Origin of the sequence: Agromyces sp. Root81, assembly GCF_001429165.1 — a bacterium.
GTDB lineage: Bacteria > Actinomycetota > Actinomycetes > Actinomycetales > Microbacteriaceae > Agromyces.
Genome location: NZ_LMIR01000002.1, coordinates 191,877 through 206,961, shown reverse-complemented (window position 1 = coordinate 206,961; position 15,085 = coordinate 191,877). Strand labels below are relative to the sequence as shown.

At 71.6% G+C, this 15,085-nt stretch carries 11 protein-coding genes; 7 read left to right on the top strand and 4 right to left on the bottom strand.

Translation table 11 applies throughout. The annotated features are described in order from the left end of the window. Nucleotides 1-8 precede the first annotated feature (8 nt). Complete coding sequence (locus ASE14_RS05910; protein WP_056652231.1) at nt 9-3,071, top strand: glycoside hydrolase family 38 C-terminal domain-containing protein; 3,063 nt, start codon at nt 9-11, stop codon at nt 3,069-3,071. On the opposite strand, the gene ASE14_RS05905 is transcribed toward ASE14_RS05910, so the two are convergent. From ASE14_RS05905 to ASE14_RS05890, 4 genes are all read right to left on the bottom strand, one after another. After that, nucleotides 3,037-3,546, bottom strand: coding sequence for a 2'-5' RNA ligase family protein (locus ASE14_RS05905; protein ID WP_056652230.1), 510 nt, complete (start codon nt 3,544-3,546; stop codon nt 3,037-3,039). The genes ASE14_RS05910 and ASE14_RS05905 overlap by 35 nt on opposite strands. A 60-nt stretch (nt 3,547-3,606) precedes the next feature. After that, nucleotides 3,607-4,431, bottom strand: a complete 825-nt coding sequence (locus ASE14_RS05900; protein ID WP_056652227.1) for a hypothetical protein — start codon at nt 4,429-4,431, stop codon at nt 3,607-3,609. 143 nt (nt 4,432-4,574) lie between these two features. Beyond that, nucleotides 4,575-6,452, bottom strand: a complete 1,878-nt coding sequence (locus ASE14_RS05895; protein ID WP_056652224.1) for an ABC transporter ATP-binding protein — start codon at nt 6,450-6,452, stop codon at nt 4,575-4,577. 173 nt (nt 6,453-6,625) lie between these two features. Next, entirely contained in the window at nt 6,626-8,203 is a 1,578-nt protein-coding gene (locus ASE14_RS05890; protein ID WP_056652221.1) for a carboxylesterase/lipase family protein, read from the bottom strand. 106 nt (nt 8,204-8,309) lie between these two features. Between ASE14_RS05890 and ASE14_RS05885 the strand changes: the two genes are divergently transcribed. The 6 genes from ASE14_RS05885 (at nt 8,310) to ASE14_RS05860 (ending at nt 15,085) form a co-directional block, all read left to right on the top strand. Beyond that, entirely contained in the window at nt 8,310-9,059 is a 750-nt protein-coding gene (locus ASE14_RS05885; RefSeq protein ID WP_056652219.1) for a sirohydrochlorin chelatase, read from the top strand. A gap of 156 nt (nt 9,060-9,215) precedes the next feature. Next, complete coding sequence (locus ASE14_RS05880; RefSeq protein WP_056652216.1) at nt 9,216-10,949, top strand: nitrite/sulfite reductase; 1,734 nt, start codon at nt 9,216-9,218, stop codon at nt 10,947-10,949. Further along, nucleotides 10,946-11,689 (top strand): phosphoadenylyl-sulfate reductase, encoded by a 744-nt coding sequence (locus ASE14_RS05875; protein ID WP_056652213.1) that lies wholly within the window; start codon nt 10,946-10,948, stop codon nt 11,687-11,689. Before ASE14_RS05880 ends, ASE14_RS05875 begins: the two co-directional genes overlap by 4 nt. Next, nucleotides 11,686-12,609, top strand: coding sequence for a sulfate adenylyltransferase subunit CysD (gene cysD, locus ASE14_RS05870; RefSeq protein ID WP_235511120.1), 924 nt, complete (start codon nt 11,686-11,688; stop codon nt 12,607-12,609). Before ASE14_RS05875 ends, cysD begins: the two co-directional genes overlap by 4 nt. Further along, nucleotides 12,609-13,979, top strand: coding sequence for a sulfate adenylyltransferase subunit 1 (locus tag ASE14_RS05865; RefSeq protein ID WP_082600236.1), 1,371 nt, complete (start codon nt 12,609-12,611; stop codon nt 13,977-13,979). The genes cysD and ASE14_RS05865 overlap by 1 nt, the downstream gene beginning before the upstream one ends. After that, nucleotides 13,976-15,085: an ABC transporter substrate-binding protein gene (locus ASE14_RS05860; RefSeq protein ID WP_082600234.1), complete on the top strand. Its 1,110-nt coding sequence runs from the start codon at nt 13,976-13,978 to the stop codon at nt 15,083-15,085. The genes ASE14_RS05865 and ASE14_RS05860 overlap by 4 nt, the downstream gene beginning before the upstream one ends.

Here is a 15,085-nt window from a genome sequence, read left to right as displayed (position 1 = left end):
GGATTCCGATGCACGATGACAGCAGGCTGGTCGAACGGCGGATCGCACGATTCGTCGCCGAGCGCATCGAGCCGGCGCTCCACCGCCGGAGCGCTCCCGTCTCGATCGAGCAGTGGGTGGCGCCCGGCGAGCCGGTGCCGTTCGCCGAGGCGGTCGCGCAGCGATTCGAGCCCTTCGCGATGGATGTCCCGTGGGGCCGTCCCTGGGGCACGACCTGGTTCCGCATCCGCGGCCGCGTGCCCGAGGCGTGGGCGGCCGAACGCGATGCCCGTGTCGAACTCGTGGTGGATCTCGGGTTCACCGGTGCGGCACCGGGCTTCCAGGCCGAAGGCACGGTCTGGAGCGCCGACGGGGTCATCCTGAAGGCGATCGAGCCGTTGAACCGCGCCGTCCCGCTCCGGATCGAGCCCGGGCGGGAGTTCGAGCTGTACCTCGAGGCGGCATCCAACCCCGATCTCCAGGGCGGGTGGTCCTTCGCCCCGACACCGCTCGGCGACCCCGCGACGGCCGGGGAGGCGCCGCTCTACCTGATGCGCCGACTCGAGCTGGCGCTGCGTGACCTCCCGGTCTGGGAGCTCGCACAGGACCTCTGGACCCTGCGCGGCTTGCACGCCGAACTGCCCGACGCGCTGCCACGGCGAGCCCAGATCCTCCGGGCGCTCGAACGATGCGTCGACGCGATGGATCCCGACGACGTCTCGGGCACCGCGGCGCTGGGGCGTGAGATGCTGGCACCTGCCCTCTCCGCTCCGGCGTGGGCGAGTTCGCACCGGGTGCACGGCGTCGGCCATGCGCACATCGACAGCGCCTGGCTGTGGCCGACCCGCGAGACCGTGCGGAAGGTGGCGCGGACCTTCTCGAACGTCGATGCGCTCATCGAGCGGAATCCGGGCTTCGTGTTCGCCGCGTCATCCGCCCAGCAGTTCGCCTGGCTGAAAGCGGGCTATCCCGAGCTGTTCGAACGGATTCGCCGGCGAGTGCGCGAAGGGACGTTCGTGCCGGTCGGCGGCATGTGGGTCGAGTCCGACACGAACATGCCGGGCGGCGAGGCGCTCGCCCGCCAGTTCGTCGCTGGCAAGCGCTTCTTCATGGAGGAGTTCGGCGTCGAACCGCTCGAGGTGTGGCTGCCGGATTCGTTCGGCTACTCGGGGGCGCTGCCGCAGATCGCCCGAGCGGCGGGCAGTCGCTGGTTCCTCACGCAGAAGATCTCCTGGAATGAGACGAACGTGATGCCCCACCACACCTTCGACTGGGAGGGCATCGACGGCACGCGCATCTTCACGCACTTCCCTCCCGTCGACACGTACAACTCCGAACTCTCGGGCGCCGAGCTCGCGCGCGCGGAGCGGCAGTACGCCGAGCACGGCTCCGGCAACACCTCGCTCGTGCCGTTCGGCTGGGGCGACGGCGGCGGCGGGCCCACCGAGGAGATGCTCGCCGCGGCGGCGCGCACGGCGGATCTCGAGGGGTCGCCGCGGGTCGTCCTGTCGAGTCCGCGCGAGTTCTTCGAGGCGGCGGAGGCGGAGCTGCCGAAGCCGCCCGTCTGGTCGGGCGAGTTGTACCTCGAGTTCCATCGCGGAACGTACACCTCGCAGGCGCGGACGAAGCGGGGGAACCGGCGCAGCGAGCACCTCCTGCGGGAGGCCGAGCTGTGGGCGGCCACCGCGGCCGTGCGCGGAGAACTCCAGTACCCGTACGAGGAACTGGAAGGCGCCTGGCACACGGTGCTGCTCCAGCAGTTCCACGACATCCTGCCCGGGTCGTCGATCGCCTGGGTGCACGCCGAGGCGGAGCGCCGCTACGCGGAGGTCGCCGAGGTGCTCGAGACGATCATCGCGCGTTCGCTGCGCTCGCTCGTCGGCGCGGGCGAGCAGCGCGTCGTCGCGAACGCCGGACCGCTCGCGCTCGACGGAGTCGCCGCGCTCGCGGCGGCGGTGGCACCGGTGACGGATGCCGCGGCAACCGTGCGGCGCGACGGCGAGCGGATCGTGCTGGCGAACGCCCGGCTCGAGGCCGTGCTCGACGACCATGGCCTCCTCGTCTCCCTCGTCGACCAGAGGACCGGCCGCGACGCGATCCCCGAGGGCGGTGCGGCGAAGCTGCTGCAGCTCTTCCGCGACACGCCCAACCAGTGGGACGCCTGGGACATCGACGTCCAGGACCGCCGCAACGTCGTCGAACTCCGCGAACTCGAGTCGATCGAGATCCTCGACGACGACCCCGCCTGCGTCGTCGTGCGCATCGTCCGCCGGTTCGGCGAGTCCGAGGTCGTCGAGACCGTCTCGCTCGATGCGATGGGACGGGCGCTCGACGTGCGGCTCGACGTGGACTGGCACGAGCGGCAGAAGCTCCTGAAACTCGCGTTCCCGCTCGACGTGCACGCCGAGCGGGCGACGTCCGAGATCCAGTTCGGCCATCTCCATCGGCCGACGCACACGAACACCTCGTGGGACGCGGCGCGCTTCGAGTCCGTCGCGCACCGATGGGTGCACGTCGGCGAGCCGGGCTACGGCGTCGCCGTCGCCAACGACGCGAGCTACGGGCACGACATCGCGCGCTCCGTCGTCGACGGCGCCACGGTGACGACCGTGCGGCTGTCGCTGCTGCGGGCCCCCCGCTACCCCGATCCGACGGCCGACCAGGGGTCGCACGTCTTCCGCGTGGCGATCGCGCCCGGCGCGGGGATCCCGGAGGCCGTCGCCGAGGGATACCGGCTCAACGTGCCGCCGCGTCGCGTGCTCGACGCCGCGGTCGATCGCATCGACCCGCTCATCGCCGTCGCGGGCGACGGGGTCATCGTCGAGGCGGTCAAACTCGCTGAAGACCGTTCGGGCGACGTCGTGGTGCGACTCTACGAGGCGCACGGCGCGCGCGCGCAGGCCGTGCTCTCCGCCGATCTCGCCGGAGCGGTGGCGACCGAGGTCGACCTCCTCGAGCGTCCCCTCGCCGAGTCGCGGGCCCGGCTCGTCGAGGTGCAGGGAAGCGCCGGCGCCTGGCGGCTCGAGCTCCGCCCGTTCCAGTTGGCGACCGTGCGCATCAGTCGCGTGTCGTCAGGGGCGGCGAACGGGTGAGGGTCGCCCCGCCGAGGGGCCACGCGCCGAGCACGCGGCGGTGATGCGCGCCCGTCGGCGGCCGCATGTCGATGAGGGCGAGTTGCCCGAGCACCACGCGCTCGCCGGGGTTCACACCGCCGTGGCGTTTGACGGTGACGTGCGGGCGGAAGTCGGTGCGAAGGCGGCCGGCATCGATCTCTGCGGCGGCGAGGGCCGCGAGCGCCTCGGCTCGGAGTGCGGAGATCTCACCGCCGTCGCGGATGAGGGTCACCGGAACGTCGTGTCGACGACCGAACATGGCGGACTCGCCCGCGGTGCTGCTGATCGTCCGAGCGCCGAAGGCCACCCGGCTGAGCGCCGCCGCGACGACCTCCTTCGGCTGTTCGGTGGCGAACGGCTCGACGAGCGTGACGTGCAGCGGCCAGCCCGCGACGGTGAACGACTCGTCTGCCGCGAGCGGCGAGAGCGGCAGCACGACGACGAAGTGCGTCATCAGCCGATTCTCGTCCACCTCGGCCGAGGCGTACAGGGCCGGAGCCGTGGCCGAATGGACTCAGGCGACGTGCGGTTCGTCGAGCCGGCCGAGCAGGCGCAGCATCGCGGCGGGCGCGTAGCGGAACTCGATCGTGCCGCTCGCCCCGGGCTCGGTCGGGCCGGTCCACGTGCTGGAGCCCTCGTGCATCCGCACCCACCCGTTCTCGAAGAGCAGGTCGGTGCCGATGACGAACGCCATCGCAGGGGTCTCGCCCTGGCGCACGGCGATCGATCCCTCGAAGACCTGCGACGCCGAGGCATCCTGGTCTGCGCGGCATTGCACGCCCATGAGGGGTCGCGCGATCGGCGTGGCGAAGCCGGTGACGTTGAAGGGGCTGGCCTTTCCGACGTCGGCGACGACGCCGAAGTTCACGCTCGTCGAGACGAGGCTGAGCGAGGCCTGCCCGTCGAGCACGAGCCGGCTCGAGACACGGAATCGGTAGAACAGCCGGCCCGATTCCCGTGCCGGTGGCAGCACGGCGAGGCTCGCCCAGTTGCGCGACCAGGCGAGCGGGTCGCCGTCGCGGTTCGGTGGGTCGTAGAGGCTCGCGGTCAGTCGCACGGCGCCGTCGGGCTGCGTCGGGGCGGCCAGCAGGGAGGAGCGGCCCCGATCGCCGGCGGGCATGACGTCGCGCACCGCGGTGAATGCGGGCAGGCGCTGCGGCTCCCAGTGGCGGAGCCAGCCCTGGATGCCGGCCTGGACGCGGTCGAAGGAGTTGCCGAGTCCGCTGCGGGTCGTCGCGGTCTCCGCGTCCGTCGAATCAGGCAGCTCGTCGATGAGCTCGACGGGAAGTTCGTCGAGGCGGGTGAGATCGCGCTCGTTCGAGACGGTGGCGATGGTCATGGTGGTCCTCCGTGGGGCATGGGCTCTCGCATCCGGTGGGGGATGCGGGATTCCACGCTACGAAGGCGGCTGCGGCGCGCCATCCGAGCGAGCACTGAGTTTCACTCGGGTTCGCACTGAGGTGGCGCGCCTCCGCCCTGCGCTCAGACGAGCAGCTGGTGCGCGGCCAGATCGCGGTAGAGCGGCACCGCTTCGACGAGCTCGGCGTGCGTGCCCTCGCCGATCACCCGACCCTCGTCGATCACGATGATGCGATCGGAGTCGATGACCGTCGACAGGCGGTGCGCGATCACGATGAGCGTGCGCCCCTCGGAGACCGCATCGACCGCCTCGCGCATCATCCGCTCGTTGACGCCGTCGAGCGACGACGTCGACTCGTCGAGCAGCAGGATCGGGGGAGCCGAGAGCAGTGCACGCGCGATCGCCAGGCGCTGACGCTCGCCGCCCGAGAGCATGATGCCGTCGTCCCCGACCGCCGCGCCCAGGCCGGCAGGGTCGCGATCGAGCACGCCGCCGAGGTTCACCGCACGCAGCACGCGCTCGCATTCCTCGTCGCTCGCGTCGGGGCTCGCGAGCTTGAGGTTGTCGCGGAGGCTGCCCGCGAGCACGGGGGCGTCCTGCTCCACGTAGCCGATCTGGGCGCGGAGCTCTGCGCGATCGAGGGCGCGCAGGTCGAGGCCGCCCATGCGGACCGCGCCGACCGAGGGGTCGTAGAACCGCTCGATGAGTGCGAGGATCGTCGACTTGCCTGCGCCGGAGGGGCCGACGAGGGCGATGCGCCGACCCCGCGGAACCTGGAAGGAGACGCCGCGCAGCACCGGCTGCCGGTCGGTGACATCGGGCTCGGGCAGGTGCTCGTCGGGTGACTCGTTCGCCGGGTCGGCCGGATCCTGACGCGTCGCCGCGTAGGCGAAGTGCACGTCGTCGAAGGCGATCGCCGCGGCCTCCGGCAGCACGCCCTCGTTCGCGTCGCCGACCATGAGCGCGAGCGGTGCGAGTTCGCGATCGTGCGCGTCCTCATCGGGCAGGTCGAGGATCTCCTGGATGCGCCCGAGTGCGCCGAGCGCCTGGTTGACCGAGGTGATCGCGCCGAACGCCTGCCCGAGCGGGAGGATCATCATGAAGAGGAACAGGATGAACGCGACGAGGTTCGCGACCGAGAGGGCGCCGGATGCCACGCGGAAGCCGCCCACGCCGAGCACGACGAGGAACGAGACCTGCATCGCGATGCCGGCGACCGGCACGATGAGCGCCGAGATCTTCGCGACCTTCACGCCCATCTCCCATGCGCCCTCGGCCTGCACCTCGACGTCGCGGATCTCGCGATCCGTGGCGCCGGCGGCACGGATCGTGCGGACGGCTCCGATGGCGCGTTCGACGGAGGCTGCGACGTCGCCGACCTTCTCCTGCGCCTGGTGCGAGGCCTCGCGCACGCGGCCCGACAACAGCGTGACGGTCGTGACGGCGATCGCGATGACGAGCACGGTGAGTCCGAGCAGCACCGGGTCGATGATGAGCATCGCGATGAGGGCGCCGACGAAGGTCACGGTGCCGCCGACCGCCTCGACGAGGCCCTGGGTGAGCACGGCGCGCAGCATCGTCGTGTCGCTGCCGACGCGGGAGACGAGGTCGCCTGTGCGGCGGGTGTCGAACTCGGCGATCGGCAGGCGGAGCAGCTTGCCGATGAGTCGCTTTCGGCTCGAGAGCACGACGCCCTCGCCCGTGCGCTGCAGCAGGTAGTGCTGGTAGCCCGAGATCACGCCGCTGATGATGACGAGTGCGATGAGCGCCCAGACGATCCAGCCGAGCGGTTCGCCGGCCTCGACGATCTGGATGACCTGGCTCACGAGCAGCGGCTGGGCGAGGCTCGCGAGGGCGCCGATGACCGACAGGATCGCGACCCAGATGAGCACCGGCCGGTGCTCGAAGATGAAGGGCAGCAGCTGGCTGAAGGTCGCGCGCGGCCCGGTGGCCGTTGCACGCCTCGAGAAGGGGGATCGTCGGGTCCTGGTGTCGCTCATGTCCTCTTCCTGGTCCGCGCGACGAGCGGATGCCGCATCCGCTCGTCTTCGCAAATCGCCGCCTTGCAGCTTACGTCGCCGCGGCGCGTCCGAGAAAAGCGACGGTGCGATGCACGAAGAAGGCGGAGCGGCTGATCCAGCCGCCCCGCCTCCTCGTCACTGCCCGTGCGGGATCAGCCGAGTCCGTTCCAGAACCCGCAGTTGTGCGCGGTCTCGAACGTGTCGATCATCTCGAGGCCGCCGGCCTCCTCGGTCTTCAGCTCCAGCACCCCGCGGCCGTCGGCGAACGCGGTCCACTCGGGGCCGCCGTCGATGCTCGGGGTGCCGGTCTCGAAGAACGACGACCACAGGGCGACCATCTGGTCGGCGAGGGCCGACTGCTCGTCGTTCAACCCGCGCTGTGCGGCGGTGTAGTTGAACAGGTACTGCAGCTCGGTGGTGTGCGTGGCGCCGAGGGCGAGCGTCGAGGGCGGGAACGGGTCGCCGAGCGAGCGCCACCCGGGGGTCGTCTCGTCGGCGAACTCGTAGAAGTACACCGAGCGCCCGGCGTCGGCGAAGGTGTCGGAGGCGACGACCGACGGGCAGGCGAACATCGAGTCGCCGCTGAGCCAACCCGAGGCGAAGATCGGGTCCTCGCCGGCATCGGCGGGGTAGAGCTCCAGCACGTCGGGGGCGAGCGCACCGAACTGGGCGGTGACGCCCGCCTCGTACTCGGCGGGGTCGAGCGGGTACTGCGCCGAGGCGAAGCCGAGCCACTCGTCGCGGGTGACGCCCATCATGATCGGCACGTCGGCGAGGGTGCCGTCGGCGGCCGCCTCGAGCGGGCCGACCGGTTGGTCGGGGCCGCCGCTGGCGGGGGAGGCGAAGCCGAACCCGGTCGCCGTTCCGACGATCGTCGAGGTCGGCACGGCGCGGAGGCACTCGGCGTCATCGGCCGCGCAGCCCCACTGCGTCGTGAACTCGGTCGGGTCGGATGCCGGTGCGCCGGCGCCGCAGCCCATGGACTGCACCACGGCCTTGTCGAAGAGCCCGTCAGCCGTGGGCGACGCGAGCTGGAAGCAGACCGAGCCGCCGCCGGCGGACTCGCCGACGATGGTGACGTTGTCGGGGTCGCCGCCGAAGGACTCGATGTTCTCCTGCACCCAGCGCAGCGCCTGCTGCTGGTCGAGCATGCCCCAGTTGCCCTGGGCGCCGTACTCGCCCTCCTCGGCCGTCGCCGCGGTGGCGAAGAAGCCGAAGAGACCCAGACGGTATGCGGGGATGACGGTGACGGCGTCTCCGGTCGCGGCGAAGTTGCGGCCGTCGTAGATGTTCGGCGTGCCCGCGGTGTACCCGCCGCCGTGCAGGAAGACGACGACCGGCAGCTTCTCCGTCGCGGCGTCGTCGGGGGCGTAGACGTTCAGGTAGAGGCAGTTCTCGCTCAGCGAGCCGTCGGAGTCGCCGTTCACCGTCTGCGCGCAGTCGGGGCCGGGCTTGGACGCGTCGAGCACGCCCTCCCAGGGCTCGGGGGCCTCGGGCTCGCGCCAGCGGAGGTCGCCCACCGGAGGCTTGGCGAAGGGGACGCCGAGGTACTCGACGCCATCGGCGGTCGCGACGCCCGTCAGCGACCCCTGCTCGATCTCGACCTGCGGCGCGGCGGCAGGCGCGTCGTCGTCGGCTGCGCCGCCGGCGATGCATCCGCTCAGCAGCAGTGCCGTGGCCGTGGCCGCGATCGCGATCGACGCGACCTTGGCGAGTCTCCCAGATGTCATGTTGCTCCCTCGTGTCTCCCGGAATCTACGGTGTGTCCACAGTGTTGTCAAAGCCGTTGACGGTATTGCGCGCGCGAGCATTCCGACGGCAGTGCACGATGGAGGGATGGACCTCACCACGGCCGCCCTCGTCGGCATATCGCACGGCACCGCATCGCCCGACGGACAGGCCGCGGTGCAGCGGCTCATCGACGCCGTCGCGGCGTCGGTCGAGGATTCGGCAGCGGTGCGACTCGGCCACGTCGACGTGCAGCAGCCGGATGTCGCGGCGACCCTCGCCTCGCTGCCGCCGGCGATGCCCGCGGTCGTCGTGCCGTTGCTGCTCTCGGCCGGGTACCACGTGCACGTCGACCTACGACGGGAGATCGATGCGGTGCAGCACCGGACCGTGCGCCTCGCCGCGGCCCTCGGGCCCGACGACCGGCTCGCCGAGGTGCTGCGCCGCCGCCTCGCCGAGGCGGGCGCCGCGCCCGACGACCTCGTGGTGCTCGCCGTGGCGGGGTCGAGCGACGCGCGTGCGGTCGACGACTGCCGGGACATGGGGGAGCGCCTCGGCGCCGTACTCGGCACTCAGGTGACCGTCGGCTTCCTCTCCGCGGCCGAGCCCCGGCTCGCCGACGCGATCGCCCAGGTGCGAGCCGCGGGGGGCACCCGCCGGGTCGTCGCGGCGAGCTACCTGCTCGCACCGGGGTACTTCCAGGACCTCGCGGCCGCCGCTGGCGCCGATCTCGTCACCGAGCCGCTCCTGACCCCGGACGATGCCCCGAACGAGCTCGTCGAGGTCGTGCTCGACCGGTTCGCGGAGGCGACCACTGAGGCAGCCGCGGAGGCCTCCGACTCGGCGCAGGGAGCATAGCGCCGTACGCCCCGTGTCACGGATTGTGACGCCGCATTGCCGTGATTGACGCCGTGTTGCCTTCCTTGCCGTGATGTGACGGCGCACGCTCCGGCCCGCCGCCAACACGCCTAGCCTCGGTCGAAACCCGCACTCAGCGGCGACCGAGGAGCAGACATGACGCAGGAGACGATCGAGGCGCCGAACCGTCCGGCGGCCCGTGCCGGCGAGCGTCCGCCGCGTCCGGCGAGCCGCCCGCACGGTCAGTGGAAGGTCGACGGCACGACGCCGCTCAACGGCAACGAGGAGTGGAAGCAGGTCGACAACGGCCTGAGCGTGCGCGACCGCATCGAGCGCGTCTACTCGAAGGGCGGCTTCGCGTCGATCGACCCGACCGACCTGCACGGGCGGTTCCGCGTCTGGGGCCTCTACACGCAGCGCAAGCCGGGCATCGACGGCGGTCGCACCGCGACGCTCGAACCGCATGAACTCGAAGACGAGTACTTCATGCTCCGCGTGCGCATCGACGGCGGGCAGCTCACGACCGAGCAGCTGCGGGTGATCGCCGACATCTCGATCGACTTCGGCCGGGACACCGCCGACCTGACCGACCGGCAGAACATCCAGCTCCACTGGATCCGCGTCGAGGACGTGCCCGAGATCTGGCGGCGTCTCGAGGCGGTCGGCCTCGGCACGACCGAGGCGTGCGGCGACGTGCCGCGGGTCGTGCTCGGCTCGCCCGTCGCGGGCATCGCCGCCGACGAGCTCATCGACCCGACCGCGCAGATCGACGAGATCACGAGCCGGTTCATCGGCGACGAGACGCTCGCCAACCTGCCCCGCAAGTTCAAGACGGCCATCACCGGCCACCCGAGTCAAGACGTCGTGCACGAGATCAACGACGTCGCGTTCGTGGCGGTGCGACACCCCGAGTTCGGCGTGGGCTACGACCTCTGGGTCGGCGGCGGACTCTCGACCACCCCGCGGCTCGCCGAGCGCCTCGGCGTCTTCGTCGCCCCGGAGCGTGTGGCGGAGGCCTGGCACGGAGTCGCCCAGATCTTCCGCGACTACGGCTACCGGCGCCTGCGCAACAAGGCCCGCCTGAAATTCCTGCTCGCCGACTGGGGCACCGAGAAGTTCCGCCAGGTGCTCGAGACCGAGTACCTCGCGACCCCGCTGCCCGACGGCCCCGCGGCTCCAAAGCCCCTCGCCCACGGCGACCACGTCGGCGTGCACCGCCAGAAGGACGGTCGCTTCTACGTCGGCGCGACGCCGATCGTCGGCCGGGTCTCGGGCCCGGCGCTCGCGAAGCTCGCGGACCTCGTCGAGGCGCACGGCTCCTCGCGCCTGCGCACGACACCGCACCAGAAGCTCGTGATCCTCGACATCCCCGAAGACCGCGTCGAGTCGCTCATCACGGGCCTCGACGAGCTCGGCCTCTCGGCCCGACCGAGCCTCATCCGCCGCGGCACGATCGCGTGCACGGGCATCGAGTTCTGCAAGCTCGCGATCGTCGAGACCAAGGCGTTCGCGACGGCCGCGGTGCTCGACCTCGAGCGCACGCTCGACGGCTTCGACCTGCCGCACCCGATCAGCCTGCACGTCAACGGCTGCCCGAACTCGTGCGCGCGCATCCAGACGGCCGACATCGGCCTGAAGGGCCAGCTCATCATGGACGACCACGGCGAGCAGGTTCCCGGCTACCAGGTGCACCTCGGCGGCGGGCTCGCGACGGCCGACCGCGAGGAGGCCGGCCTCGGCCGCACCGTCCGCGGCCTGAAGGTCACGGCCGACGGCATCGCCGACTACGTCGAGCGGGTGGTCAAGCGATTCCTCGACGACCGCGACACCGCGAGTGACGAGACGTTCGCCGAATGGGCGCACCGCGCCGACGAGGAGGCACTGCGATGAGCGTCTCCCTCGCTCCGCGCGCCACGGCGCTGCGCACCCATGACGAGCTGCGCTCGCTGGCCGAGGCGGGAAACGTCGAACTCCGGAGCCTCGCGGCCGACGAGGCATCCGCCTACGAGGTCATCGCCTGGGTCGCACGCAACTTCCATGCGGATGCCGCAGCCGTCGCCTGCTCGATGGCCGACGCCGTGCTCCCGCACGTCGTCGCCCAGTCGTTGCCCGGTGTCGACGTGCTCTTCCTCGACACCGGCTACCACTTCGCGAAGACCTACGAGACGCGGGACCGGGTCGCCTCGGCGCTCGACGTGCGCGTGGTCGACGTGCTGCCCGAACTCACGGTCGCCGAGCAGAACGCGAAGTACGGGCTCGACCTGTTCGCCCGCGACGCCGCCGAGTGCTGCGCCATGCGCAAGGTCGCACCCCTGCACGATGCGCTCACGGGCTACGAGCTGTGGTTCACGGGCGTGCGCCGCGACGAGGCGCCCACTCGCACGAACACCCCGCTCGTGACGTTCGACGAACGCAACGGGCTGGTCAAGGTCAACCCGCTCGCGGCGTGGAGCTTCGACGAGCTGATCGACTACTCGAACGCCTTCGGCGTCCCCGTGAACGACCTGCTGAGCCAGGGCTACCCGTCGATCGGCTGCGAACCGTGCACCCGGAAGGTGGCGGAGGGCGAAGACCCCAGGGCCGGCCGCTGGGCGGGCCTCGACAAGACGGAATGCGGGCTTCACGTATGAGCGCCATCGACACGATCCCCTTCGAGACCGGCATCGACACGCTCGACGCGCTGGAGTCCGAGTCGATCCACATCATCCGCGAGGTCGTCGCCGAGTTCGAGCGGCCCGTGCTGCTGTTCTCGGGCGGCAAGGACTCGGTGCTCGTGCTGCACCTGGCCGCCAAGGCGTTCTGGCCCGGACGCGTGCCGTTCCCCGTGCTGCACGTCGACACGGGGCACAACTTCCCAGAGGTCATCGACTTCCGCGACCGCACGGTCGCCCGCCTCGGCCTCCGCCTCGAAGTGGCATCCGTGCAGGACTACCTCGACGACGGCCGCCTGCAGGAGCGTGCGGACGGCACGCGCAACCCGCTGCAGACGCAGCCGCTGCTCGACGCGATCGCAGCCGGTCGCCACGACGCGGTCTTCGGCGGCGCCCGCCGGGACGAGGACAAGGCACGGGCGAAGGAGCGGATCCTCAGCCTCCGCGACGAGTTCGGCCAGTGGGACCCGCGCAACCAGCGCCCCGAGCTCTGGGACCTCTACAACGGCCGCCACACGGTGGGCCAGCACGTGCGCGCCTTCCCGATCTCGAACTGGACCGAACTCGACGTCTGGCGCTACATCGAGCGCGAGGGCATCGAGCTGCCGCCGCTCTACTACGCCCACGAGCGCGAGGTCTACCGCCGCGACGGCATGTGGCGGGCGGTGAGCGAGGTCTCGCCGGCGAGGCCGGACGAGGTCGTCGAGCGCCGCACGGTGCGCTACCGCACCGTGGGTGACATGAGCTGCACCGGGGCGGTCGAGTCGGCCGCGGCATCCGTCGCCGACGTCGTCGCCGAGGTGGCGACCTCGACGCTGACCGAACGCGGCGCCACTCGGGCCGACGACCGCATCTCGGAGGCCGCCATGGAGGATCGCAAGAAGGACGGGTACTTCTGATGGGCGACGCACTGTTCCGTTTCGCGACGGCCGGCTCGGTCGACGACGGCAAGTCGACGCTCGTCGGTCGACTGCTGCACGACTCGAAGGCGATCCTCGCCGACCAGCTCGAGTCGGTCGCCCGCACCTCCGCCGAGCGCGGCTTCGGCGGCGAGCCCGGCGCGATCGACTTCGCGCTGCTCACCGACGGCCTGCGCGCCGAGCGCGAGCAGGGCATCACGATCGACGTGGCCTACCGCTACTTCTCGACCGGTCGGCGCTCGTTCATCCTCGCCGACTGCCCCGGCCACGTGCAGTACACGCGCAACATGGTGACCGGCGCGACGACCGCCGACGCCGTCGTCGTGCTCGTCGACGCCCGCAACGGCGTGCTCGAGCAGACCCGGCGCCACCTCGCCGTGGTCGCCCTGCTCCGGGTGCCGCACGTGATCATCGCGGTCAACAAGATCGACCTGCTGGGCTACTCCGAGGCCGCGTACACCGCCGTCGCCGACGAGGTCACGACCCTCGTGGGCGAGCTCGGCCTGCCAGAGGCGCACGTCGTGCCGGTCTCGGCCCTCGCGGGCGACAACATCGTCGATCGCTCGGCGAACACGCCCTGGTACCGCGGCCCGGCCCTGCTCGAGCTGCTCGAGACCCTCCCGTCGCTCGACGAGCTCGAGACCGAGCTCGAAGCGCTGCGGATGCCGGTGCAGCTCGTCATCCGCCCGCAGGGGGCCGTGGCGCACGGCGTCGACGACCCCGACCGCTTCCGCGACTACCGCGCCTTCGCCGGCCGCATCGCCTCGGGCACCGTGCGCGTCGGCGACCGGGTGCAGGTGTTCCCGGGCGGCGCCACGACGGTCGTGACCGGCATCGATGCCGGGCCGCGCGAGCTCGACGCGGCATCCGCACCGCAATCGGTCTCGCTGCGTCTCGCCGACCAGCTCGATGCAGCACGCGGCGCCGTCATCGCGGCCGCCGGTGCGCTGCCCGAGCCGCGTCGCGAGCTCGACGCCGCGCTGTTCTGGCTCGGCGGCCGGGCGCTGCGCCCCGGCGCCCGCGTGCTCGTGAAGTCGGGCACGACCACCGTGCAGGCGCTCGTGCCCGAGATCGTCGGGCGCCGCGACCTCGACTCGCTCGAACTCGAGCCGGCCGAGCACCTCGAGATCAACGACATCGGCCAGGTGCGCGTGCGCCTCTCGGCCGAACTGCCCGTCGAGGAGTACGTCGCGCATCGTCGCGCCGGCGCATTCCTCGTCATCGACCCGCAGTCGGGCGCCACGCTCGCTGCCGGGATCGTCACCGCACCGGTGACGCCCACCACCGGCCGAGCCGGCAACACCAGCACCACCCGCACGACCACCGATACCGAAGGAGTAGCAGCATGACCGCACCATCACGCGCCCGTTCCCGCCTCGGCCTGGTCGCGGGCATGATGCTCGCCGCCGCGATCGTCACGACCGCCGTGCTGGCCCTGAGCGGCTGCGCGCAAGCCGCCGCCGGGCAGGACGCCGAGGCATCCGCTTCGACGGAGCCCGCGGCGGAGCTGCGCCTCGGCTACTTCGCGAACGTCACGCACGCCCCGGCACTCGTCGGCGTGCAGGAGGGGCTCTTCGCCGACGCGCTCGGCGACACGAAACTCACGACGCAGGTCTTCAACGCCGGCCCCGCCGCGATCGAGGCGCTCTCGGCGGGTGCCATCGACGCGACGTACATCGGGCCGAACCCGTCGATCAACACCTTCATCCAGTCGGGCGGGCAGTCGGCGCACATCGTCGCCGGAGCCGCCACCGGCGGTGCGGCGCTCGTCGTGCGCGACGGCATCGACTCGGCGAAGGACCTCGAGGGCACGACCCTCGCCACCCCGCAGCTCGGCAACACGCAGGACGTGGCGCTGCGCTCGTGGCTCGCGGGCGAAGGCTACGAGACCGACACGACGGGCGGCGGCGACGTGCACATCACGCCCACCGAGAACGCGCAGACCCTCACCCTCTTCCAGCAGGGCGGCCTCGACGGCGCCTGGCTGCCCGAGCCGTGGGTCTCCCGCCTCATCGTCGACGCCGGCGCGCACGTGCTGGTCGACGAGGCCGAGCTCTGGGAGGACGGTGCGTTCCCGACGACCGTGCTGCTCGTGCGTGCCGAATTCCTCGAGGAGCACCCCGAGACCGTGCAGGCGCTGCTCGAGGGGCACGTGGCCTCCGTCGCGTGGCTCGAGGAGAACGCCGGCGAAGCGCCGGCCGTGATCAACTCCGCGCTCGAGGCCGACACGGGCAAGCCGCTCGCCGACGACGTCATCACCCGGGCGCTCGAGCACGTGAGCTTCGGGGTCGACCCGCACGCCGAGACGTTCGAGACGCTCGTCGCGAACGGCCTCGAGGCCGGCACGCAGAAGGACGGCTCGATCGAGGGGCTGTTCGACCTGCGCCTGCTGAACGCACTGCTCGAACGCGACGGCGCCGAACCGGTCTCGGCCGGCGGCCTCGGCGAGGAGTAG